The organism is Aquitalea magnusonii (genome assembly GCF_003202035.1).
In the GTDB taxonomy this organism is placed as follows: Bacteria; Pseudomonadota; Gammaproteobacteria; order Burkholderiales; family Chromobacteriaceae; genus Aquitalea; species Aquitalea magnusonii.
The window spans coordinates 1-22,051 of sequence record NZ_QJKC01000026.1; the positions used below are offsets into that span (position 1 = coordinate 1).

A 22,051-nucleotide genomic window follows, 5' to 3' on the forward strand; every position below is an offset into this window, starting at 1 on the left:
AGGGTTTAAGAAGCCCAGCGAAGCATTCTGGGAATGTTGCTTCAATCTGGATATCAGGATTCCAACCACCGTTGCACTTGGCTCTTGAAACCGCCACCCAAAGAAAAGGCGACCCGCAGCGCGTCGAATTCCCGCCCCAGCCATGCCGCCCAGGGCGCGGCCGGAACTTGCGGCGCGCTAGCGTCGCGCCGCTGCGGACAGCCGACCGCTTAAGACCCTGTGCGGCAAGTCTGGGCCGGCTTGCGCTGACGGGACCCGGTTGCGTTGCTTGTGTTTTGGCTTACGGGAAATAAGACCAGCTGCAAGGTTATTTCCATCGTATTTGCTTTGGGTGATTGGACTAGGTTAGGGAGCCCCTTGATGCTGCTATCCATCAAAAATCCCTACCGCACCGACGCCACCCACGGGCCCCGTCAAGCATGCCGACGGGTGGCCGGGGCGAGGTGTTAAGCGCCTGCTTTGTCTGAGCGATTTGACGTTAGCAAATCGCGAGTTCAGGCGCGCCTCGCCGCGGTCAGGCCCCGGAGGGGAGCCGCAGGCCATGCTTGTGGGGTGGCCTTTAGGGATGAAAGGGATCTTTGGCCAAGCAAAGATCCCTTTCCCGTCAGCCGCGCGGAAGCGGCAATGCAAAGCATCATCCGCACCGCGGATACAGTCTCGACCTGCACATCTTGCCAGTGTTTCTGCGGCCATCTAGCCTTGCCGCTCCCGGCCGCGCTGTTTAGCCTTGACGCGTTGCACCTCAACAGCGCAACCGGGTTTGGCGACCTGACATTATCCGGATTGGAAATCATCCATCACCGCATTGACGGAGACTCGCCATGTCCGCAGACAACAAAACCACGCAGCCCCCACCACCCCTCACCCTCTACTACCTAGGCAAACCCGTCCGCCTGCTGCTGCACCAACAACACGGTTACCTCGCCGCCGCCGACATCAGGACGGTGATCGGCCCACGCCTGGGAAAACACATCCAGCAGCAACTGCACCCGCACAGCCACTGGCTGCCCCGGCGCGGCCATGAACAAAAACTGCAATGCTGGCCATTGCCCGCCCTGCAACACACCCTGAGCCGCAGCCGCCAACCTGCGGCACAGCGCCTGCTGCGCTGGCTGAACCGGCAAGTCCTGCCGGCGCTGGCGCAGGGCAAGCTTGCCACCCCACGGCTGGAACAGGCGCTGGCCCTGTCGGTTGAGGCCGGCCAGCATATCAGCCATGCCATCCTGCGCGCGGTACTGGAACAAGCACAAGGCTGGCAGCATTCACACTGGCTGCTGACACTGCACTGCACCCCGCATCACCGCTCTCGCCATGCACATGGGCGCCTGCTGGCACTGGACTGCCAGGTGCAGCCCTTGCAGGCGCTGGCCAGGCAGATTGCCCGGCCCAATGGCTTGTCGGCCAATAATGTCGACTTGTTGAGACTGGCGGCAGCTTGCCATCAGCAGCTGGCCCGGCGCATGGAGAAGCGGGCGTGGCAGGCACAGGCGGCGGAGCAGGGGATGTCCGCGCCATCGGACTGAGGGCTGGGCCGGCCATGGCTGTGCCTGCATGCCGCGTCCCGCTCCGGCCCTGCTGCGCCGGCGGTGGAGGGGGCGCTCCGTCCATGCCCCATCCCCAGCTGGGCTGGTTTATTGCGCCGATCCGAGCAAATGGCTGCGCAAGCTGGTGTCGCGGCTCTTGGCACTCAGCCAGATGGCAAAAAAGGACCGGGCAAAATCGGCGTCCTTGATCGCCGCGGTCATCCGTCCGTTGTGGTAGAAATTCACCCCCACGCCCGGCAGATACACGCCGGTCAGGCTGTCGCCCATCTCGACCTCATCAATGGCCTGCTCCAAGGCTGCTCGCCAGGCGGCCAGTTTTTCTGCCGGCAGGGCGGCACCCTGGATGCGCTGGATTTCATCCAGGCTGGTGTTGATCAGGCGTGATTTGGTGATGTGGTGGTGATAGGTCAGGCTGAGCGCAAAACGGTGGGCGGGGTCGAACGGCTTTTCCGCCACCCACAGCCTGGCGGTGTAGATCGGCATGCCAAGAAACTGGTAGTCACCCTGTCCGACCAGCAGGGCGGGGGTGATGTCCTGCGACCAGTCGGCATGGGCAGGGCTGGAACACAGCAGCAACAGGCTCAAGAGCAGGCTACGTGGCAAGGGCGGCTCCGTCGTCGTACAAGCAGGGCATGAATGAACCGGTCTGCGTTGATGCGGCCGGATCGCCACAGGCTAACGCGCTGTTGTGACAGTCTGCTTGCAGCCGGCCATTTTGCCTTGTCTGCCCAGGGCCGGGTGGCTGATCCGCTGCAAAAACACAGCGTTCAATATCCTGGCATTAAGCGCAGGCGGCTTTCCCCTTACACTCTAGTCTGAGTCCATTCTTTGATCCCACCATCTTCCCAGTGCAAGGGCCCCGTCATGACCGACCTTTCCGTCTATCCGATTACCCGCAAATGGCCAGCCAGCCACCCGGACCGGCTGCAACTGTATTCGCTGCCCACTCCCAATGGTGTGAAGGTATCCATCATGCTGGAGGAGTGCGCTCTGCCGTACGAGGCGCATCGGGTCAGTTTTGACAGCCAGGACCAGTTCAGCCCGGAATTCCTGTCACTCAATCCCAATAACAAGATTCCGGCGATTCTGGATCCGCATGGTCCGGGCGGCCAGCCGCTGGCCTTGTTCGAATCCGGCGCCATCCTGCTGTATCTGGCCGAAAAGACCGGTCAATTCCTGCCGGCCGATCCGGCGCGGCGCTATGAAACCATCCAGTGGCTGATGTTCCAGATGGGTGGGGTGGGGCCGATGTTTGGCCAGCTGGGTTTCTTCCATGCCTTCGCCGGCAAGGAGTACGAGGACAAGCGCCCGCGCGACCGCTATGTGGCCGAGTCGCGCCGTTTGCTGGGGGTGCTGGACGCGCGGTTGCAAGGGCAGCACTGGATCATGGGCGATGACTACACCATTGCCGACATCGCCATCCTGCCCTGGGTGCGCAATCTGGTGGAGCGCTATGGCGCGGGTGATCTGGTGGGCTATGGCGATTTTGCCGAGGTGCAGCGCGTGCTGGCGGCCTTTGTCGCCCGTCCGGCCGTCGGGCGTGGGCTGCTTGTGCCGTAGCCTGGCTGACTTTCCACTCTGCGCATCGCAGTGCAAACAAAAATGGCCCGTGCGGGCCATTTTTGTTGTGCAGGTCGGCCCGGCGCTAGCTGCGTTTGACCAGCCTGACCATCAGCAGCAGCACTACGGCGCCAATGGTGGCGACGATGATGCTGCCCACCATGCCGTCGCCCGCTCCTATGCCCAGGCTGCGAAACAGAAATCCTCCCAGGTAGGCACCGATGATGCCGACCACCATGTCGCCGAACAGGCCCAGCCCTTCGCCTTTTACCAGCAAGCCGCCCAACCAGCCGGCGATGATGCCGACCAGCAGAAACCAGATGAGATGCATGTTTTTCTCCCTGTGTGTCCGGGTTGTCTTGACCCGATGGCAGCAGCCTAGCAGGCTGTCGGTTTGCTTGCAATGCTTGAAAACAGTTGTTGCTATCTGTTTAATGTGCTGACGTAAAAAACCGGGGAAGCCCCCGGTTGTGCTGGCTGCTGCGCGCTGTCCGACGTCGATACCGCGCCTGGCAGGCCGGCAGCGGGCATGGGCTGTTACAGTGCCGGCATGCTGTAGCCTTCGATCTTGGCTGCTTGTACCAGGCCAGCCAGGTATTCATGCATGGCCTTGTTGCCGGCCATCTGGGTCAGGTATTGCTGCAGGCGTTCCTTGATGTCGTCAAAGCCGATCTGGCCGCCCTGGGTGCGTTCGTTGACCTGGATGATGTGATAACCGAACTGGGTCTGTACCAGGTTCGGGGTGATCTGGCCGGCTTCGGTGCTGAATACGGCTTGTTCGAATTCCGGCACCATCTGGCCACGGCCAAACTGGCCGAGGCTGCCGCCTTGCTGGCCGGACGGGCAGGTGGAGTGTTCACGGGCCAGGTCGGCAAAGCGGGACGGATTGGCTTGTACTTCGGCCAGCACGCCTTCGGCCTTGGATTTGGCCAGCATATTGCCCAGCTCGTCGCCGGCACCCAGCGGGAACAGGATGTGGCTGGCCACGGCGGATTCGCCGCTGGCAAAGCGTTCCGGGAATTCGTCGTAGAAGGCGCGGCAGGTGGCTTCGTCCACCGGCTCTACCTGGATTTCCTTTTCCAGCAGGGCGCCGATGGCGGCGTTCGGATTGGCAGCATCCAGGCCTTCGGCCTTGGCTTTTTGCAGCAGCAGTTCGCGCAGGATCAGTTCTTGTACGGTGGCATCGCGCGGATTGGGCGCGTCTGCGTGGTTTTCCTGTTCAGCCTGCACCATGGCTTCGGTGATTTCGACGCCGTTTACGATAATGGCCATGTGATTTTCCTGTGTGGGAGGGTAAGTGAGACGCTGCAAAATGTACGGCGTAGTGAAGTAGGGCATTAAATGGGGCTGCGGGGGCGGATGTCAATAGTGGCTAGTGATTCCGCCGGTGTTTGCTGCAAATTGCTAATCATTGTTAATGCTGCGCCCGGCTTATTACAAAAACACATTTGCTGCGGCCAGCTTAAGCAGCAGTTCATCCGCGGGCGTTTCAATGTCGGGTATCGCAAGTACAAGGATGCCGGGCATGTATCGATTCCGCTGGAAAACCCACCCCCTTGCCACAGCCATGCTGCTGATGGCGCTGGCCTTTCTGTTGTGTCACGCGCTGACTATCCCCTGGCCGGACAATTACTTTGCCTGGCGGCATGAGCTGATGCTGCTCAGCGGCGTCGAGCTGATCATGCTGATGTCGCTGGGCATGCTCTTGGGCATGCGTCCGCTGTGGCTGGAAAAACTGTGGGGCGGGCTGGACAAGCTCTATGGCTTGCATCGCCGGCTGGGCATTGCCGCCGGACTGATGCTGTCGGCGCACTGGCTGCTCGACCTGTCGCCGCGGTGGCTGATCCAGCTGGGACTGATTGCACCCAAGGCACGGCATGCCGGCCCACATCTGTTTTCCTGGACGGCGCTGGCCAAACAGGTGGGCGAGTGGGCGGCCTGGGCGGTGCTGGGCCTGGTGATCATCGCCTTGCTGCGCATGGTGCCGTATGGCTTCTGGCGCAAGCTGCACAAGCTGTTTGCCCCGGTATACCTGATGGGGGCTTTTCATAGCGCCATCCTGATTCCGCTGTCTTTCTGGTGGACGCCATTGGGCTGGCTGCTGGCCTTGCTGCTGCTGGTGGGGGGCTATGCCGCGCTGCTTTCCCTGCGGCGCAAGGTGGGCAGCCTGCAACGGCACGTCGGCATCATCACGGCGGTGGAGAGTTTGCCGGGCAATATGCTGGAGCTGCGTTGCGCCGTGCCGCGCTGGCCCGGTCACCAGGCCGGTCAGTTTGCCCTGCTGCAGCTGGATGCCGTGGAAGGCGCCCATCCCTTCACCATTGCCTCTGCCTGGCAGGGGCAGGGTGAGCTGCGCTTTGTCATCAAGGCTTTGGGCGATTACACCCGCAGTTTGCCTGGCCGGCTGCAGCCGGGGGCCGAAGTGGTGCTGGAGGGGCCGTATGGTGGCTTTACCGGGACACGGGACGGACTTGCCGCGCAAGGCGCCCAAGTGTGGGTGGCCGGCGGTGTGGGGGTGACGCCCTTTCTGGCCTGGTTGCAGGCGCAGTGGCAGCCACTGCCCGCGCCGGTGGATTTCTTTTATTGCGTGCGCCATGCCGGTGAGGCCGTCAGGCTGGACGAGCTGCGCCATGCGTGTGCGCGGCTGGGGGTACGGCTGCATCTGCTGGAAAGCGCGCATGGCCAGCGCCTGACTGCGCAGGCCTTGCCGGCGACGGCGGCTGATGTGTGGTTTTGCGGGCCGGAGGGACTGGGGCAGAGCCTGCAGCGCCAGCTGGCCAGTCGCCCGCAGCCGCCGCGTTTCCACCACGAGGCGTTTTCGCTGCGCTAGGCGTGGAGGAGGCGGCTAGAACAGGTCGATATCGCCGCTGGCGACGGTAGCCTGCGCGACGAAGCCCTGCTGTTGCAGGGCTTCAAACTGGTTGACCTGGTTGCGGCCATGGGTTTTGGAGTGGTACAGCGCCTTGTCGGCGCGGTCGATGACCTGGGCAGGTACAAAACATTGGTCGAGCCGGGTGAAGCCTATGCTGACCGTGACCTGCCCCACCTGCGGGAAGGGCTGATTGGAGATGCGCTCACAAAAGCCTTCCAGGATGGCCTGGGCCTTTTCTGCGCTGACCGCGCGGAACAGGATGGCAAATTCCTCGCCGCCATAGCGGTACAGGCCGTCTTCTTCGCCAAAGAACTGCTGCATGCGCTGTGCCAGCATCAGCAGTACCTCGTCGCCGATGATGTGGCCGTAGCTGTCATTGACCTGCTTGAAGTGATCGATGTCCAGCAGGGCGAGAAAGGGCAGCCGGGGCAATTCCGCATGCTGGCTGGCCACCAGGGTGTAGAGCTGGGCATCGAACTTGCGGCGGTTGTTCAGCCCGGTCAGCGTATCGCTGTCCGAGGCGTGCAGCAGGTTGAGGAAGTTTTCGTGAATGCGTGCCAGTGCCAGCAGCAGGGTGTGGTCGACTGCCGTGTCGTGATTGGGCGTGAGCATCAGCAGCGCCACCACCTGGTTGACCTGGTAGAGCGGCACGCACAGGCCGGTTTCGGTCTGGTAAACCGGCTGGCGTTCTTCCTGCTGCAGCAGGATGCGCAGTATCTTGCCGCCGGGCAAGGCCCAGGGCGGGTTTGCCTGCCCGGCCTGGTCGGACTGGTCCAGCTGGATGCGCCACCAGGGATGGCCATCGATCCAGCGGCAGCTGTAGAGCGCCACGGTGCAGTCTGGCATCAATTCGCGCAGCGTGGTCAGCAGGCTGACTTCCAGCGTCTTGCGTTCGCGCTGGGCCGTCAGCTCGACCAGGCTGTCCAGTATTTCCGGGATGGGAGAGCCTGTTGGCATGGTGTCCGGGGTGGTCCTGCTCATTTTGATGGTGGTGGCCGGCTCGCAGGCGGCATTCATGACAAGGAGATGAATGCAGTATATGCACGGCAGGCGGGTTTTTCCATGTCGGGGACGGCCATCTTGCAAGCCTGGCCGTCCCGCTTTGCTTCAGCTGCGGCCGGTGCTGCCAAAACCGCCTTCGCCGCGTTCGGACTGGCTGAAATCATCCACCAGATTGAACTGCACCTGTACCACCGGCACGATGATCATCTGGGCGATGCGCTCCAGCGGTGCCAGGCGGAAGGCGGTATGGCCGCGGTTCCACACCGACACGAACAGCTGGCCCTGGTAGTCGGAATCGATCAGTCCCACCAGGTTGCCCAGCACGATGCCGTGCTTGTGACCCAGGCCGGAGCGCGGCAGGATCATGGCGGCGAGCTTGGGATCGGCAATGTGGATGGCCATGCCGGTGGGCACCAGCTGGGTTTCACCCGGTGCAATCAGCAGGTCCTTGTCGATGGCGGCGCGCAGGTCGAGGCCGGCGGAGCCGGGCGTGGCGTAGTCGGGGAGGTTGTCGTGCAGGCGCGGGTCCAGCACTTTGACGTCTACAACAGGTTTCATGATGGTTTTCCTGCAATAAGGAGTGGGCAGGCAGGCGCGCTGGCCTGCCTTGTCTAGGCATGTCGTCCGGAGGTTGCGACTCAGCGGTTCAGCAGGGCGGCCAGATGCTCGACGATGGCCCTGGCCACGGCAGGCTTGGGCATGTCCGGTAGCGCATGCTCACCGGCATCATCCAGCAGCACCACCTGGTTGCTATCCGCACCCATGGCGTGTTGCGCCAGATTGGCCACCAGCAGCGGCAGCCGTTTTTTCTTGCGTTTGCGCTCGGCAAACTCCAGCAGGTTCTGGCTTTCGGCGGCAAAGCCGACACAGAACGGCGCCGCCGGCAGGCTGGCGACGGTAGCCAGGATGTCCGGGTTTTCTTCCAGTTCGATCTGCGGCAGGCCGGCTTCTTTCTTGATCTTGTGCGCGGAGCGGTTTTTCACCCGGTAGTCCGCCACGGCGGCAACCGCGATGAAGATGTCGGCCCGGCCCACTTCCTGCATCACGCTATCGTGCATCTGGCGCGCGCTGTCGACATTGATGCGCGTCATGCCGATGGGGGCCGGCATGCCGGTCGGGCCGGAAATCAGTGTGACTTCGGCACCGGCATCACGGCAGGCGCGCGCCAGGGCATAACCCATCTTGCCGGAGCTGATATTGGTGATGCCGCGCACGGTGTCGATGGCTTCATAAGTGGGGCCGGCGGTCAGCACCACCTTTTTGCCGGCCAGGCTTTTGGCCGCGAAGAAACCTTCCAGCATTTCGGCGAGGTCTTCCGGCTCCAGCATGCGGCCTTCGCCCACTTCGCCACAGGCCTGCTCGCCGGAGGCCGGCCCCCATACCGCCACGCCGTCGGCGCGCAGCTGGGCGACATTGCGCTGGGTGGGCGGGTTCTGCCACATCTGGCGGTTCATGGCCGGTGCCACGATCAGCGGACAGGTCCGGGCGGCCGCCAGGGTGGACATGAGGTCGTCGCTGACGCCATGGGCCAGCTTGTAGAGCAGATTGGTACTGGCCGGGGCAATCAGGAACACATCGGCGCGGCGCGACAATTCGATGTGCGCCATGGCGTTGTCCGGGCGCGGGTCCCACAAATCACTGTAGACGGCATGGCCGGACAGGGCCTGAAAGGTCAGCGGGGTAACAAAACGGGTGGCTGCCTCGGTCATCACCACCTCGACCTGATGGCCGGCCTTGACCAGCAGGCGGGTCAGTTCGGCGGCCTTGTAGGCGGCAATGCCGCCGCTCACGCCAAGCAGGATGCGTCTGGCTGTCATGGGGCTTCTCAACGTGCTGTGCAGTAAAGGCGAAAGTGTACCGGATTTTGTCCGGAGCCGCGCTGCGGCTTGCAACTGGCCCTTGGCAAGGCGGGGCCCCGCCAGTGGGATGGATATGATGATTGCCGACTGCCTGCAAACAGGCTATAGCCAGAGTAAGGGTGACACATTCATGTCCATCAATGATTGGCCGCTGGCCGAGCGGCCACGCGAAAAACTGTTGGCACAAGGTGCTGCGGCGCTGTCGGATGCCGAATTGCTGGCCATTTTCCTGCGGACCGGCATCCGCGGCATGACGGCGGTGGACATGGCGCGGCAGTTGTTGGGGCAGTTTGGTTCACTGGCGGCACTGCTGGGGTGTCGGCTGGCTGATTTCCAGCGCTGCCCTGGGCTGGGTGCGGCGAAATATGCCCAGCTGATGGCATGCAAGGAGCTGGCGCGGCGTGCGCTGGCGGAGGAGATGAATCTCAGCGATGCATTGCAAAGCCCGGCCGCGGTAAAGGATTATCTGCGCTGGGTGATCGGGCGGCGTGATGTCGAGGTGTTTGTGGTGCTGTTCCTGACGGCACAGCACCGGGTGATTACGGTGGAAGAGGTATTCAGCGGCACCCTGACCGAAACCAGGGTCTACCCGCGGGAAGTGGCGCGGCGCTGCCTGCAGCACAATGCCGCCGGGGTGATCGTGGCACATAATCACCCCTCGGGCGTGGCAGAGCCGTCGGCGGCGGACCGCAGTCTCACCGACAGCCTGCGGGCGACGCTGGCGCTGGTGGATTGCCGCCTGCTGGACCATTTCGTGGTGACTGGCAGCCAGGCGGTGTCGTTTGCCGAACTGGGCTGGTTGTGAAGGAGGATGCGGACCGGTGTTGCGGCGGCCTGACAGTGCTGCGGTAGCTGACGGGCGCATCGGATGGATGACTGTCGGCTGTGATCTTCTCTCAACTGCATCACAAGGAGCTTGCCATGAACATCCTGCGCTTGCTGAATGAGTCGGATTACATTCAGGTCAACAACCAGTTTATCAAGCCGGACCAGCACGGAGCCTCGGAAGAGTTTGCCGATGAGGACGATGTGGTGCTGGAGGCGCACCTCGATGGCCATGATCTGGTGCTGACGCTGGGCGATCTGGAAGATGCCACGCCGCTGGCAGATGGCGGCTTCTGGCTGGAAGGCGTGGGTTATCTGCGCTTCCTGTCGCGGCAGAGCCTGCACTGATGTGCACTGCGAACCCGCTGGTCTGCCTGCGAAACCCGGACTGTTCCGGGTTTTTTGTGCCGGCTTGGCGGCTGGCTGCATGCAGTTTGATTTGTCTCAAATCCGCGCGGGCTTGGGACTGCTAGAGTGTCGGCTCTTATTCTAAAGGCATAATCTGCCGCATCGAGGGTGACATGGAAAAATTCAGGATCGGCATGATAGGCGCGGGTGTGACAGGTGCCCCGCTGCTCCGGCAACTGCTGGATGCCCCGTTTGTCGAGATGGTTGGGGTGGCTGATCTGGATTTGCGTCTGCCCGGCATCGAACTGGCTCGTGAACGGGGTGTGCCGGTGACCAGCAATTTCATCGAGATCGCCGAGCAGGGCGATCAGGTCGACATCATCATCGACGTGACCGGCTCGCGCAAGGTACGTGAGGACTTGCGCCGTTTCATGCAGTTTTCCGGCAACAGCCACACCGTGATCGTGCATGAGCGCATTGCCTTGCTGATGATGTCGCTGGGCGCGGGCAAGCAGGTGGAGACCCAGCACGAGGAATTGGGCTACTGAGCCCCGCCAACACACGCCCGCGGCTGCTGCTGCTTGCCGCTCCGCTGCGGGATGTTGTGAGCGGCGCCGAGTGCGACTGCCTGAGCAGTAAACTGAAAACCCGGCCATGGCCGGGTTTTTGCATGGCATGAGCGGCGACTGCCTCAGCCGAAACCCCGCTGTTGCAGGCTCAGGTACAGCATGCCGGCGGTGATGGCATCGTTCAGGGCGTCATGGCGCGGCAGGGCGGGGATCTGCAGGTCTTCGTTCAGCACGGACAGCCGCAGGTCGATGTAGGCTCCGGGGTTCTGCTTGAACTTGTAATCGTAATAGCGACCGGAGATTTCGATCTGGCGATTGGGCAGGCTGATGCCGGTGATGGCGCGCACGTATTTGTTGAGCACCGCGACATCGTATTCCAGGTAATAGCCCACCAGTGGCCGGCCGCCGATGAAGTCCAGCAATTGCCGCACGGCGGTGTCGGCATCCAGCCCTTCGGACACGTCCATCGGCCGCAGGCCGTGGATGCTGATATTGCGGCTTTCCAGCTTGCGCGTGGGTTTGACCAGCACATAAAAGGACTGGCTGGACAGGATGCGGTTGCCGCGCAGCCGCACCGCACCGATGGACAGCAGCTCGGCCTCCTGCACCTTCAGGCTGGTGGTTTCGCAGTCCACGCTGACCACTTCTTCATCCATTTCCTCGAACAGCGTGGCATAGCGCGGGTCTTTCAACTGGCGGCGCTGCCATTGCCGCTTCAGCCGGGCCAGCATCAGAAGCTCCCCAGGCGGAAGTGGTGGCGCAGCTGGGCGCGGAATTTCTTTACCACCCCCAGGGCATCCTTGAGCAGGTCGCGTTCCAGCGTGGAGAGCTGGTCCGGCTCGATCTGGTTGCCCGGCAGCTGGCCCAGCGACAATTGCTGCAGGCCCTGGCTGAGCTTGAGCGTGAGCAGGAAGGACAGCGCTTCGGCAATTTCGCTGGCCAGTTCCTTGTCCAGATGGCCGGCTTCGGCCAGGGCGTGCAGGCGGTCGAAGGTATTGCACTGGCTCAGGCCGTGTTCCAGCGCCAGTGAGCGCACGCCATGCACCAGCGGGAAGATGCCGCCTTTTTTCAGGTCGAGCACGGCCTTGCCGTTGCGCTCCTTGGTGAGCAGGTGGGAAAACAACCCCAGCGGGGTGTCGAACTGTTCGATGGCACGGGCAAAGCGCGAGAAGAAGCTGGCGTCGTCACGCAGCTGGCGCAGCAGGGCGTCATGGCTGCGTGCGAGCAGGCTGGCATCACCGGCCACGGCCTCGGCATCCACGTAAATGGCCAGATTCATCAGCGCCTGGCCGTCCGGTTGATACACCCATTGGTGGATCTGTTGCTGCAGCTGGCTTTCGCTCAGGCGCCAGGCGGCATTGTTGACCATGATCTGTCCCTGGCAGGGCGGGTAGCCAAAGCGGGCCAGGGCGGCGGAAAAGGCTTCGCAGATGGCGGTCAAGTCGGGGTGGTGGAAGCCGTCGCGCAGGATGAGGGCGTTGTCCTGGTCGGTTTTCAGTATCTGCTCGCCACGGCCTTCTGAACCCATCACCAGCAGGCAGCTGTTTTCCTGCAATGCTGGCGGGGCCAGCAATTGCCAGGTGCGGGCGAACAGCCGCGCGTTGAGGGTCTGCACCAGCCGCCCCAGTTGCGGGGCTTTCACGCCATGGCTGAACAGGATCTGCACCAGCCGGGTGATCTGGCCGGCAATATCGGCCAGCTCGTCCAGGGTGTCGGCCCGTTCCAGGCGCTGGGCAATCAGGTGCGAGTGATTGGAGAAGTAGGACAGGATGTCCACCTGCGACAGAATGCCGATGGCCTCGCCGTTATCGGTCACCACCAGGCGGCGGATATTGCGCCGGGTCATGATCAGCAGGGCATTGAACAGGAAGTCGCCGACATCGACGGTGAGCAGTTCGAAGCGGCACAGCTCGGCCAGTGGAGTGCTGCCGGGGATTTCCTTGAGCACGATGTCGCGAAAGTCGGTGGTGGTGAAAATGCCCAGCTTGCCTTCGTGACGCACCAGTACCGATTTGACCTTTCTTTCCTTCATGACGCCTGCCGCTTCGCGCACGCTGGTGTGGCCATCGACAAACACCGGGGTGCGGCTGCCTACATCGCGTACGGTGGCCGTGAGCAGGGTTTGCAGTTCACGGTTGCCGGCACGCTGGGCCATGCTGCCGAATTTTTCCGACACGCTGGCATAGAAATACGCCCCAAAGCGCGGGTTCTGCTCGGTCAGTGCCAGCACCACATCGCGCGGCAGGGTATAGACCAGTGCCTCCTCATGTACCACGAAGCGGTGCGGGGTCTGGCCGGCCACCATGGCGCGGGCGTCGAAGGTATCGCGCTCGCGGTACAGGGTGATGACTTCGTCGTCGGCCATTTCCCGCACGCTGCCCTTGAGTACCACATACAGCGCCTCCACCCGTTCGCTGGGACTGAGCAGGCATTCCTCGTCAGCAAAAAACTGGATGTCGGCGTTTTTTTCCAGCGTTTGCTGCTCGCTGGGGCTGAGGGTGTCGAACGGCGGGTGGCTGAAATCGAATCGGCTCATCTGTTCTTCCTGTGGCGCTATTGTTATCCATGGCTGCGAGAGGGACTTTGCCAGCAGCATAGCGCGGAAGTGGCGAGGCGCAAATGTGAAAAAGCCGTTTCTGTCGGGAAACGGCGCTGGTGCTGTGGCGTGTGGCTGCGGGTGTGGCTCAGTGGCTGCCGGAGCTGACCAGCAAGGGCGCTCCGTCGCGGAACAGCAGCAGCTGGCCGGGTTGCAGCTGGGTCCAGCTTTCATTGTCGGTCAGCGGCTGGGTGGCCACCACCGCCACGCGGTCGTGCGGGGTGGTGACGGTGGAGAAATCCACGGTGACGTCGTCGTCCACCAGGTGTGCCTTGTTGAACGGTGCCTGGCGAATGATGTAGTGCAGATGCGTGGCGCAGTGGGCAAACAGCACTTCGCCATTGCTCAGCATGAAATTGAATACGCCATGCTGGCGGATTTCCGCGGCCAGGCGGTCGATCTCGGCAAACAGCTCGTCCAGTTGCGGCGCGCTGCACCATTTGCTGCGCAGCTGTTCCAGCAGATAGCAGAAGGCGCGTTCCGAATCGGTGCTGCCAACCGGATTGAAGTGGCAGCCGGCTTCTGGCTGGAAGGTTTTCAGGTCACCGTTGTGGGCAAATATCCAGTACTGGCCCCACATCTCGCGCATGAAGGGGTGGGTGTTGGCCAGGTTGACCTCGCCCTGGGTGGCTTTGCGGATGTGGGCGATGACGTTTTGCGACTTGATCGGGTAGTTGCGCACCAGATGGGCGACCGCCGATTCCACCGAGGGCTTGTCGTCCAGAAAGATGCGGCAGCCCTTGCCCTCGAAAAAGGCGATGCCCCAACCGTCGGCATGGTGATCGGTCAGGCCGCCGCGGCGGTGAAAGCCTTCGAAGGAAAACAGGATGTCGGTCGGGGTATTGCAGTTCATGCCTAGTAGCTGGCACATGAGGTCATTGCTCGCAAATTGGGGTGTATCGGGTGTGACAGCCAGTCTGGGCGCGCCATCTGGCCTGATCCGAGCATAGTCGATTCGGGCTGGAGCGACAATTGGCAGGGTGAAATCCCTGCGGTTTATTTGATGCATTTGCTTAATTGACAAATTAAAACTTGAACATGCCGCGGCTGCGATATAAAATTTTACTAAATACTATTTAAATAAAATATTTAATATCAAGCGTGGCAACAATGAAGCGAAACCGCATATCCAGCCTGCTGCTCGGCTTGTGCATGGCCAGCAGCCTGATGGCGGAAACCCCCCTGTGGCAGCAAGCCGACTACGTGGCTGCCATTCTCAAGGCCCGTGCCGGTGAGCCGGCTGCGGCGCTTGCCATGCTGGAAAAACAGCGCGCCGCGGCGCCATTGCAGGGCAGCCTGCTCGACGATTACCTGACCTTGTTGTGCTGGAGCGGCCGGCCTGCCGATGCGCTGGCCAGCCTGCCAGCCCCACATGCTGGCTTGCGCAGCGACACCCTGGCCTTGCTGGCCCGCGCTGCCCGTGACACCCGGCGCTATCCGCTGGCGGTAGCGCTTTACCAGACCCTGTTGCAGCGTGAGAGCCGTGCCGACTGGACGGCCGGGCTGGCCATGGCCCAGGCCGAGGCCGGACAGATGGCGGCTGCCAGTCGCACGCTGGATCAGGCAGAGAGCAGCCTGCCGGCCGGCGATGGGCGCGAGCTGCTGCGCGCGCGCGCCTATGTGCTGCTCCAGGCCGGGCAGCTGACTGCGGCGCTGGCCTATCTGCAGCGCATGCAAACCCGGTACCCGGACGATGTGCCGCTGCAAAACCTGCTGGTCGAGGTGCAGCTGCGGCTGGGGATGCCGGTGCAAGCCATGGCTACACTGCGCCAGCAAGCGCAGCCCGATGCTGTGCTGCTACGCCAGGCCGAGCTGGATCAGGCCGCCACGCTAAGCCGCTGGGGCCACATGCAGGAAAGCCTGCAAAACGGCATGGCGCGGCATGGCCAGACCGATGCCGCACTGGCGCTGAACCAGCAGCTAATGGATGCACTGCCCGCTGGCGACAGCGCCATGCGCCAGCACGTGCTGGACGACCGCTTGCAGATGCTGACCCAGCGTGGCCGCTTTGCCGAGACGATTCAGCTCTACCAGGCGCATCCCGGTCAGTCCTGGTCTGCCTATGGTCTTGCTGCGGTGGCGGATGCCTATCTGGCACAGCGCCAGCCGCAAGCCGCCGTACCCTTGTACCGCGCGGCCATCCGTAGCAATCCCGGTGCGGACGAGGCGCTGGACTGGCGCAGCGGGCTGGTGTACGCCTTGCTGGAGAGCAATGACTTTGCCGGCGTCCGCAGCGAGCTGGCCGCCATGCGTGCGGCCACGCCGCGTGTGCGCAGCAATGCCGCCGGCCAGCGCAGCTTCAATCCGGATTACCAGCGGGTCATGCTGCTGGACGCCATGCTGGCCGCCTATCAGGACCAGACCCGCGCCGCCTGGCAGCAAGTGGCAGGGCTGCTGCGCGATGCCCCCTTCAATGCCGAATTGCGCCAGAACCAGGCGGCGCTGGCCTTGCAGCGCGGCTGGCCGCGCCGTGCCGGTGGCATTTACCGTCGCTTGCAGGTGGATGACCCGGCCTCGCTCGAGGCCCGTGCCGGGCTGGCCAGCGTGGCGCTGGATAGCTGGGAGTATCCGCAGGCGGCCAGCCTGCTGGGCGAACTGCGGCAACAGCGACCGGACTGGACCGAGCTGGACAAGCTGCAGCGCAGCTACGACTGGTCGCAACGGCCGCAGCTGACGGTGGAGGCGGGGCGCGACCTGTCCGGCGGCCAGGGCAGTAGCGAACAGAATGCCTGGGATACCCTGTCACGGCTGTATGCCTCTCCCTTTGGCCACTGGCGGCTGTTTGCCCAGCATCAGCTGCAGCGCGCCAGCTATGTCGATCAGCCGGAGCCGGCCCGCCATGAAGCCGGTGGGCTGGGGCTGCAATACCGTAGCCTGCAGGGCAGCGGCGAGTTTGGCGTGCTGGCCGGGCTGGATGGCCAGCAGCAGGCTGGCGCCTTTGCCGGCTACAGCTGGACGCCGGATGACCAGTGGACTCTGGGTGCCCGCTACGAGCAGAACAGTGCCGACACCCCGCTCAAGGCACGGTTGAGCCAGACCCGTGGCAACAAGGCCGGGCTGCAGGCGGGTTACCGGGTGGATGACTACCGCCAGTTTTCCCTGCAACTGAGCCAGCTGTCGCTATCCGACGGCAATCTGCGCCAGTCACTGGGTGGTGGCTGGACCGAGCGCTGGTATGGCGGCCCGCTCTACAAGCTGGACAGCACCTTGTGGCTGGCCGCCAGCCACAATCGCGACACGCCTTCCGCCCTGTATTTCAATCCGCTCAGCGACAGCGAAGCCGACCTCACCATTACCCAGGACTGGCGCTTGTGGGGCCATTACGACAACAGCCTGCATCAGCGGCTGGGGCTGACGCTTGGCACATACCAGCAACAAGGCTATGGCCGTGGCGGTGTATGGGGGCTGCTGCTGGAGCAGGAATGGCGCTGGGGCGAGCGGGCCAGCCTGCGCTATGGCTACACCCGGGTACGTCACCCCTACGACGGCCAGGCTGATTTTGGCAGCAAGGTCTATCTGAATATCGATTGGCGGTTCTGATGAAAACGAAACAATGGTTTTTGCTGATGTGCTTGGCCCTGTGCGCACTGTTGGCGCTGGCTGCACCGGTGCGGGCTGACTCCCGCTTGATCATTCTCTGTTACCACGAAGTAGGGCAGCCGGATGCGCGCAGTGACGACCCCTTCGCCGTGGATGCACGCAGCCTGGTGCGGCAGATGGCATGGATGCGCGGGCAGGGTTATCAGTTTGTCAGCGTGGAGGATGTGCTGGCCGACCGTGCCGGCAAGAAGCCGCTGCCGGACAAGGCGGTATTGCTGACCTTCGATGATGGCTACCGCAGCGTCTACACCCAGGTTTATCCGGTATTGCGCAGCTTTCATGCGCCGGCGCTGATTGCGCTGGTGGGAAGCTGGCTGGAGGCTGCGGATGGCGAGCAAGTGCGTTATGGCGACGGCCTGGTGCCGCGCAGCACCTTTCTGAGCTGGGCGCAGATCCGCGAAATGCAGGCCAGCGGCCTGGTGGAGGTGGCCAGCCACAGCTATGCCGAGCATTTTGGCCAACGGGCCAATCCGCAGGGCAATAGCGAGCCGGCCCTCACCTCGCTGGCCTGGCAGGCGGGCAGCTATGAAACCCCGGAAGCCTACCGGGCGCGCATCCGTGCCGATCTGCTGCGCAACAGCACACTGCTCAAGGCCAGGCTGGGCCAGGCGCCGCGGGTGATGGTCTGGCCCTATGGCAGCTATACCCGCGAAACGGCGGCCATCGCCGGCGAGCTGGGCATGCCGCTGACCATGAGCCTGGACGAGGGCATCAACACCCGCCAGACCCCGCTGGCGGGGCTGCGCCGGCTGTTACTGGACGCCAATATGAGCCTGGCCGACCTGGCCTGGCAGTTCCAGCAGCTGGAAACCTGGCCGGACGGCATACGCCCCGAGCCCAGCCGCATCATGCATGTCGATCTCGACTATATCTACGACCCCGATCCGGCGCGGCAGGAGGCAAACCTGGGCCGGCTGCTGGAGCGGGTCAAGGCCATGGGCGCCAGCACGGTCTATCTGCAGGCCTTTGCCAACCCGGAAGGCGATGGCGTGGCACGGGCGCTGTACTTTCCCAATCGCCACCTGCCGATGCGGGCCGACCTGTTCAACCGCGCGGCCTGGCAATTGCGTACCCGTGTCGGCGTGCGTGTCTACGCCTGGATGCCGCTGCTGGCTTTCGACCTGCCGCGTGACAACCCGCTGCGCCAGCAAAGAGTGCTGGCACTGGGGCGGCAAGGGCTGCCGGAGCAGCAAGGCTATATCCGGCTGACACCGTATTCGGCCGAGGCTCGCCAGACCATCCGCGAGATTTACCAGGACCTGGCGCGTTCGGTGCAGTTCGACGGCCTGCTATTCCATGACGACGCCACCCTGTCCGACGTGGAAGATGTCAGCGGCCCCGCCATGGCGGCCAACCGCGCCCTGGGCCTGCCGGATTCCTTACCGGCCCTGCGCCAGGACGAGGCAGCCCTGCAGCGCTGGAACGACAGCAAGATCAAGCTGCTGGACGATTTCACACTGGAGCTGGCGCAAGTGGTGCGTACCTGGCAGCCCACGCTGAAAACCGCCCGCAATCTCTACGCCGGGGTGGTGATGAACCCGGCGACGGAAAGCTGGTTTGCCCAGTCCTATGTCACGGCGCTGCAGCACTACGACCGGGTAGCCATCATGGCCATGCCCTATATGGAGAAGGCCGCGCAGCCGCGGCAATGGCTGCGCCAGCTGTTTGACAAGGTAAAGGCGGTGCCCGGCGCGCTGGATCGCACGGTGTTCGAATTGCAGGCGCGCGACTGGCGCAACGGCCAGCCGATTCCCACCCGGGAAATGGCCGAGGTGGTGGAGGAGCTGCATACCCTTGGCGCACGCCACATTGCCTATTACCCGGACGACCTGTTCCAGGACCAGCCACGCCTGGCCGATTTCAAGGCGGCCTTTTCCATGCGCAGCCACCCCGAACAATAAGGCCCGCCGGCCACCTGTCCCCAGCGCGGCGGCTGCATCTGCCGCCGTCGCTGCATACATGCAAGGAGTCAGATCATGACCACCGCTCTGGCACTGCTACTGGGCTATGCTTTTTTCTACCCGCTGTTCATGGCGTATTTGTGGATGGTGGGCGCAGTGCATTACTACTTTCATTACGAACGCAAAGACCCGCCGCTGGATCAGCCGCCAGCGCTGGATTACCCGCCCATCAGCGTGGTGGTGCCCTGTTACAACGAAGAAGACAATGTGCGCGAAACCCTGCACTACGCGCTGTCGCTGGACTATCCGGATTACGAGGTGATTGCCGTCAACGATGGCAGCAAGGACGCCACCGCCGCCATCCTGAATGAGCTGGCCGCCGTGCAGCCGCGGCTGCGTGTGCTGCACCAGGCCAGCAACCAGGGCAAGGCGGTGGGGCTGAACACGGCGCTGACCATGGCGCGTCACGAATACCTGCTGTGCATCGATGGCGATGCGCTGCTCGATCCCTATTCGGCCAAATGGCTGATGCGTCACTTTCAGGGTTCGCCCCGGGTGGGGGCGGTGACCGGCAATCCGCGCATCCGCAACCGCACCACCTTGCTGGGCCGGCTGCAGGTGGGCGAGTTCACCGCCATCATCGGGCTGATCAAGCGTGCCCAGCGCACTTATGGCCGGCTGTTTACCGTGTCCGGGGTGATTACCGCCTTTCGCAAGACGGCGGTGGTGCAGGCCGGCTACTGGAGCGACGACATGCTGACCGAGGACATCGACATCAGCTGGAAAATCCAGCTGCAGCACTGGGATGTGCGCTTCGAGCCGCGTGCGCTGGTGTGGATCCTGATGCCGGAAACCCTGCGCGGCCTGTGGAAGCAGCGGCTGCGCTGGGCCAAGGGCGGCACCCAGGCGCTGATGCGCAATGCCTGGATTGTCGGCCACTGGAAGCACCGCCGCATGTGGCCGGTGTATGCCGAGTATTTCCTCAGCGTGGTGTGGTCGTACGTGATGGCCTTCATCATCGGCAGCTGGCTGCTCAGCCTGTTGTTGCCCGGCCTGCTGCCGGCAATGGAATCGCCATTTGTGCCGGGCTGGCATGGTGTGGTGCTGGGGGTGACCTGCATGCTGCAGTTTGCCACCAGCAAGCTGATGGACAGCCAGTATGACGTCGATCTGGGCAAGAACTATTTCTGGATGATCTGGTATCCGCTGGCCTACTGGCTGCTGAATATCGGCACCACCGTGGTGGCCTTTCCGCAAGGCGTGCTGCGGCGCAAGGGCAAGCGTGCGCGCTGGGTCAGCCCGGACCGGGGCGTGCGCGCATGAAAAAGCTGGCCGATGTGCTGATCATTCGCGCCGCGCACAATATGAGCTGGCTGCAGCGGCTGCTGTCGCGACTGCTCACCGTGTTGTGGTGGCTGTTGTGGGTGTATCTGTGGTTGCCGGCCCTGGCCTTTTTTTGCCTGCTGATCTGGGGCGAGCAGCTGTTGCCGGTGACGGTGCGCATCGACCAGCTGCCCGGCCATCTGCTGGCGCTGGGGCGCTATGCCTTGCTGGTCTGCCTGTTTGGTGGCGGGCTGGTGCTGTGGTCGCGCATCAACTACTGGCGCTTTTCCGGCGAGGAGCAGCGCGGCGCCATCGCCAATGTCACACTGCTGGATATGGCGGCTGACCTGGGGCTGGAGCCCGCGCTGCTGCAGGCCGGCCAGGCCGGCAAGGTGGTGGTGGTGCATCACAATCCGGAAGGCGGGATTCACCACCTGGACATCCTGCAGCCCTTGCCAGCCGGCACGGCGACACCGCCAGAACCTGCCCTGACCATGTCGGCGAGCCTGCCCTTGTCAGTCGCCCAGCCCGGCAAGCGCTGAGTCGCCCATGCCCGAGGCCAGCTCGCCCACCCGCACCAGCGCCCGCTCGTAGGCTTCGTTCCACGGGTAGCAGCAGGACAGGCGCAGGCAGTTGCGATAACGGCCGCGCGCCGAATACATCACCCCCGGCACCACGGTAATGCGTTCGGCCAAGGCCGCATGAAACAGCTCCAGCGTGTCCACGCCGGCGGGTAGCTCCACCCACAGCAGGCAGCCGCCAGAGGGCAGGGTGGCGCGGGTGCCCTGTGGAAAACGGCTGGCCACCGTGCCGCGCAGTCGCTCCATCTGGCTCATGAAATGGCGGCGGATCAGCCGCAGGTGGTGGTCGTAGCCACCGCTTTCCAGATACTCGGCCAGAGTTTCTTCCAGCAGCCGTGGCTGGCCCAGCGAGCTGGCGCATTTCAGCTGCAATACCTCGCGGGCAAAGCGGCCGGCGGCAATCCAGCCAATGCGAAAGCCCGGTGCCAGCGTCTTGCTATAGCTGGAGCACAGCAGCACCCAGCCATCGCGGTCGAAGGCCTTTACCGCGTCCGGCGTCTGCACGCCATAGTGCAGGTCGGCATGCGGCGCGTCCTCGATCAAGGGCACGCGGTAGTCGTTGACCAGCTGCGCCAGCCGGCGCTTGGCTTCCGGTGGCATGGTGCTGCCCAGCGGATTGTGCACGGTGGGCATGGCCACAATGGCTTGCAGCCGTTTTTCCGACAGGAGCAGTTCCAGTGCGTCCAGCGACAGGCCGCTATTGGGATGAGTGGGGATTTCGATCACCGACAGGCCCAGGCTTTTCAGCAGCGGCAGCAGATAGAAATAAGTGGGCGATTCCAGCCCCACCGTGTCACCCGGCTTACACACCGCGCGCAAGGCCAGTTGCAGTGCTTCGGAGCAGCCATTGGTGATGACGATGTCGTCCATGGCCAGCACACAGCCCCAGCTGACCGCACGCTGGGCAATCTGCCGCCGCAGGCGTTCGGAGCCGGGCGGGAAGGGGTAGTCGGTGGTCAGCTCCGGCTGCTGGCGCAATAGCCGCCCCATGATGTGTTTGAAGCGGGTGGTGGGGTAGAAGTCGCTGCCGCGTGGGCTGGCCAGCGACAGGTCGATGAAATCAGCCGCCGTCTGCACCCGCATCACCGTTTCGATATGGTCCACCACTTCGCCGGTAGGCGCGGCTTCGCTCTGGCGGCGCATGCGTGGCAGCGGCAGGCTGGCGGCGGCCTTCACATAGAAGCCGGATTGCGGCCTGGCCTCGATAAAACCACGGTCTTCCAGTGTGCGGTAAGTCAGCAGGATGGTGGAGGGGCTGACCTTGTGCATGGCGCAGGCCTTGCGCACCGAGGGCAGGCGCTCGCCGGCGCGCACCACACCGTTCTGGATCAGGGTGATCCACTCGTTGACCAGCTGTTGATACAGCGGCTCCTGGCTCATGGTCGGTCTCCGCTAGGCAGATGAATGGCTGTCAGACGGCCCGCCCGGCACAATTCTGCCCGGAACAGACCATAACAGTTTTAGATACCGC

At 63.4% G+C, this 22,051-nt stretch carries 19 protein-coding genes and 1 pseudogene; 10 read left to right on the forward strand and 10 right to left on the reverse strand.

Annotated elements, in window-relative coordinates; all coding sequences use genetic code 11:
* The first annotated feature begins 821 nt into the window (after positions 1 to 821).
* Positions 822 to 1,523: a BRO-N domain-containing protein gene (locus DFR38_RS18895; protein ID WP_110313778.1), complete on the forward strand. Its 702-nt coding sequence runs from the start codon at positions 822 to 824 to the stop codon at positions 1,521 to 1,523.
* Between the two features lie 108 nt (positions 1,524 to 1,631).
* Here the strand turns inward: DFR38_RS18895 and DFR38_RS18900 are convergent, their stop codons facing one another.
* Positions 1,632 to 2,147 (reverse strand): chalcone isomerase family protein, encoded by a 516-nt coding sequence (locus DFR38_RS18900; protein WP_146216022.1) that lies wholly within the window; start codon positions 2,145 to 2,147, stop codon positions 1,632 to 1,634.
* 261 nt (positions 2,148 to 2,408) lie between these two features.
* On the opposite strand from DFR38_RS18900, the gene DFR38_RS18905 reads away from it, so the two are divergent.
* Positions 2,409 to 3,104, forward strand: a complete 696-nt coding sequence (locus DFR38_RS18905) for a glutathione S-transferase N-terminal domain-containing protein (protein ID WP_059287248.1) — start codon at positions 2,409 to 2,411, stop codon at positions 3,102 to 3,104.
* An 85-nt stretch (positions 3,105 to 3,189) separates the two neighbouring features.
* Here DFR38_RS18905 and DFR38_RS18910 read toward each other — a convergent pair whose 3' ends face one another.
* Both DFR38_RS18910 and DFR38_RS18915 read right to left on the reverse strand, forming a co-directional pair.
* Positions 3,190 to 3,435, reverse strand: coding sequence for a GlsB/YeaQ/YmgE family stress response membrane protein (locus tag DFR38_RS18910; protein ID WP_059287247.1), 246 nt, complete (start codon positions 3,433 to 3,435; stop codon positions 3,190 to 3,192).
* A 206-nt stretch (positions 3,436 to 3,641) separates the two neighbouring features.
* Positions 3,642 to 4,376: a peptidylprolyl isomerase gene (locus tag DFR38_RS18915; protein ID WP_059287246.1), complete on the reverse strand. Its 735-nt coding sequence runs from the start codon at positions 4,374 to 4,376 to the stop codon at positions 3,642 to 3,644.
* A gap of 253 nt (positions 4,377 to 4,629) precedes the next feature.
* Between DFR38_RS18915 and DFR38_RS18920 the strand changes: the two genes are divergently transcribed.
* Entirely contained in the window at positions 4,630 to 5,934 is a 1,305-nt protein-coding gene (locus DFR38_RS18920) for a ferredoxin reductase family protein (RefSeq protein WP_158527770.1), read from the forward strand.
* Between the two features lie 15 nt (positions 5,935 to 5,949).
* On the opposite strand, the gene DFR38_RS18925 is transcribed toward DFR38_RS18920, so the two are convergent.
* From DFR38_RS18925 to coaBC, 3 genes are all read right to left on the reverse strand, one after another.
* Positions 5,950 to 6,957 (reverse strand): GGDEF domain-containing protein, encoded by a 1,008-nt coding sequence (locus DFR38_RS18925; protein WP_158527771.1) that lies wholly within the window; start codon positions 6,955 to 6,957, stop codon positions 5,950 to 5,952.
* 126 nt (positions 6,958 to 7,083) lie between these two features.
* Positions 7,084 to 7,536 (reverse strand): dUTP diphosphatase, encoded by a 453-nt coding sequence (gene dut / locus DFR38_RS18930; protein ID WP_059286425.1) that lies wholly within the window; start codon positions 7,534 to 7,536, stop codon positions 7,084 to 7,086.
* Between the two features lie 80 nt (positions 7,537 to 7,616).
* The gene (gene coaBC / locus DFR38_RS18935) at positions 7,617 to 8,795 is read right to left on the reverse strand and encodes a bifunctional phosphopantothenoylcysteine decarboxylase/phosphopantothenate--cysteine ligase CoaBC (protein ID WP_110313781.1); all 1,179 of its coding nucleotides are present in this window, start codon (positions 8,793 to 8,795) and stop codon (positions 7,617 to 7,619) included.
* Between the two features lie 172 nt (positions 8,796 to 8,967).
* On the opposite strand from coaBC, the gene radC reads away from it, so the two are divergent.
* From radC to DFR38_RS18950, 3 genes are all read left to right on the forward strand, one after another.
* Positions 8,968 to 9,642: a RadC family protein gene (gene radC / locus DFR38_RS18940; protein WP_059286427.1), complete on the forward strand. Its 675-nt coding sequence runs from the start codon at positions 8,968 to 8,970 to the stop codon at positions 9,640 to 9,642.
* Between the two features lie 116 nt (positions 9,643 to 9,758).
* Positions 9,759 to 10,010, forward strand: a complete 252-nt coding sequence (locus DFR38_RS18945; RefSeq protein WP_059286424.1) for a hypothetical protein — start codon at positions 9,759 to 9,761, stop codon at positions 10,008 to 10,010.
* 173 nt (positions 10,011 to 10,183) lie between these two features.
* Entirely contained in the window at positions 10,184 to 10,558 is a 375-nt protein-coding gene (locus tag DFR38_RS18950; RefSeq protein ID WP_059286423.1) for a Gfo/Idh/MocA family oxidoreductase, read from the forward strand.
* Positions 10,559 to 10,701: 143 nt separating this feature from the next.
* On the opposite strand, the gene DFR38_RS18955 is transcribed toward DFR38_RS18950, so the two are convergent.
* The 3 genes and pseudogenes from DFR38_RS18955 to DFR38_RS18965 all read right to left on the reverse strand — a co-directional run.
* Entirely contained in the window at positions 10,702 to 11,310 is a 609-nt protein-coding gene (locus DFR38_RS18955; protein ID WP_059286422.1) for a 3'-5' exonuclease, read from the reverse strand.
* Positions 11,310 to 13,115 (reverse strand): putative nucleotidyltransferase substrate binding domain-containing protein, encoded by a 1,806-nt coding sequence (locus DFR38_RS18960; protein WP_059286421.1) that lies wholly within the window; start codon positions 13,113 to 13,115, stop codon positions 11,310 to 11,312. The genes DFR38_RS18955 and DFR38_RS18960 overlap by 1 nt, the downstream gene beginning before the upstream one ends.
* A 169-nt stretch (positions 13,116 to 13,284) precedes the next feature.
* Positions 13,285 to 14,046 (reverse strand): annotated as a pseudogene (locus DFR38_RS18965) (class II glutamine amidotransferase); the annotation flags it as partial.
* Positions 14,047 to 14,285: 239 nt separating this feature from the next.
* On the opposite strand from DFR38_RS18965, the gene pgaA reads away from it, so the two are divergent.
* From pgaA to pgaD, 4 genes are all read left to right on the forward strand, one after another.
* Positions 14,286 to 16,715 (forward strand): poly-beta-1,6 N-acetyl-D-glucosamine export porin PgaA, encoded by a 2,430-nt coding sequence (gene pgaA, locus DFR38_RS18970; RefSeq protein WP_110313782.1) that lies wholly within the window; start codon positions 14,286 to 14,288, stop codon positions 16,713 to 16,715.
* Positions 16,715 to 18,676: a poly-beta-1,6-N-acetyl-D-glucosamine N-deacetylase PgaB gene (gene pgaB / locus DFR38_RS18975; RefSeq protein WP_059286417.1), complete on the forward strand. Its 1,962-nt coding sequence runs from the start codon at positions 16,715 to 16,717 to the stop codon at positions 18,674 to 18,676. Before pgaA ends, pgaB begins: the two co-directional genes overlap by 1 nt.
* 75 nt (positions 18,677 to 18,751) lie before the next feature.
* A complete protein-coding gene (gene pgaC / locus DFR38_RS18980; protein WP_059286416.1) occupies positions 18,752 to 19,999 on the forward strand; it encodes a poly-beta-1,6-N-acetyl-D-glucosamine synthase in 1,248 nt (415 codons plus the stop codon).
* Positions 19,996 to 20,541 carry a poly-beta-1,6-N-acetyl-D-glucosamine biosynthesis protein PgaD gene (pgaD, locus tag DFR38_RS18985; RefSeq protein WP_059286415.1) on the forward strand — a complete coding sequence of 182 codons (546 nt, stop codon included), beginning with the start codon at positions 19,996 to 19,998 and terminating at the stop codon, positions 20,539 to 20,541. Before pgaC ends, pgaD begins: the two co-directional genes overlap by 4 nt.
* Here pgaD and DFR38_RS18990 read toward each other — a convergent pair.
* Positions 20,515 to 21,960 carry an aminotransferase-like domain-containing protein gene (locus DFR38_RS18990; protein WP_110313783.1) on the reverse strand — a complete coding sequence of 482 codons (1,446 nt, stop codon included), beginning with the start codon at positions 21,958 to 21,960 and terminating at the stop codon, positions 20,515 to 20,517. The two genes, pgaD and DFR38_RS18990, sit on opposite strands and share 27 nt — an antisense overlap.
* Positions 21,961 to 22,051 lie beyond the last annotated feature (91 nt).

Coding starts and splice junctions, on each gene's coding strand:
- coaBC (WP_110313781.1), bottom strand. CDS start 8,795: ATGACAGCCAGACGCATCCTGCTTGGCGTGAGCGGCGGCATTGCCGCC.
- DFR38_RS18950 (WP_059286423.1), top strand. CDS start 10,184: ATGGAAAAATTCAGGATCGGCATGATAGGCGCGGGTGTGACAGGTGCC.
- DFR38_RS18925 (WP_158527771.1), bottom strand. CDS start 6,957: ATGAGCAGGACCACCCCGGACACCATGCCAACAGGCTCTCCCATCCCG.
- DFR38_RS18895 (WP_110313778.1), top strand. CDS start 822: ATGTCCGCAGACAACAAAACCACGCAGCCCCCACCACCCCTCACCCTC.
- pgaB (WP_059286417.1), top strand. CDS start 16,715: ATGAAAACGAAACAATGGTTTTTGCTGATGTGCTTGGCCCTGTGCGCA.
- DFR38_RS18915 (WP_059287246.1), bottom strand. CDS start 4,376: ATGGCCATTATCGTAAACGGCGTCGAAATCACCGAAGCCATGGTGCAG.
- DFR38_RS18990 (WP_110313783.1), bottom strand. CDS start 21,960: ATGAGCCAGGAGCCGCTGTATCAACAGCTGGTCAACGAGTGGATCACC.
- dut (WP_059286425.1), bottom strand. CDS start 7,536: ATGAAACCTGTTGTAGACGTCAAAGTGCTGGACCCGCGCCTGCACGAC.
- pgaD (WP_059286415.1), top strand. CDS start 19,996: ATGAAAAAGCTGGCCGATGTGCTGATCATTCGCGCCGCGCACAATATG.
- DFR38_RS18905 (WP_059287248.1), top strand. CDS start 2,409: ATGACCGACCTTTCCGTCTATCCGATTACCCGCAAATGGCCAGCCAGC.
- radC (WP_059286427.1), top strand. CDS start 8,968: ATGTCCATCAATGATTGGCCGCTGGCCGAGCGGCCACGCGAAAAACTG.
- pgaC (WP_059286416.1), top strand. CDS start 18,752: ATGACCACCGCTCTGGCACTGCTACTGGGCTATGCTTTTTTCTACCCG.
- DFR38_RS18920 (WP_158527770.1), top strand. CDS start 4,630: ATGTATCGATTCCGCTGGAAAACCCACCCCCTTGCCACAGCCATGCTG.
- pgaA (WP_110313782.1), top strand. CDS start 14,286: ATGAAGCGAAACCGCATATCCAGCCTGCTGCTCGGCTTGTGCATGGCC.
- DFR38_RS18910 (WP_059287247.1), bottom strand. CDS start 3,435: ATGCATCTCATCTGGTTTCTGCTGGTCGGCATCATCGCCGGCTGGTTG.
- DFR38_RS18945 (WP_059286424.1), top strand. CDS start 9,759: ATGAACATCCTGCGCTTGCTGAATGAGTCGGATTACATTCAGGTCAAC.
- DFR38_RS18960 (WP_059286421.1), bottom strand. CDS start 13,115: ATGAGCCGATTCGATTTCAGCCACCCGCCGTTCGACACCCTCAGCCCC.
- DFR38_RS18955 (WP_059286422.1), bottom strand. CDS start 11,310: ATGCTGGCCCGGCTGAAGCGGCAATGGCAGCGCCGCCAGTTGAAAGAC.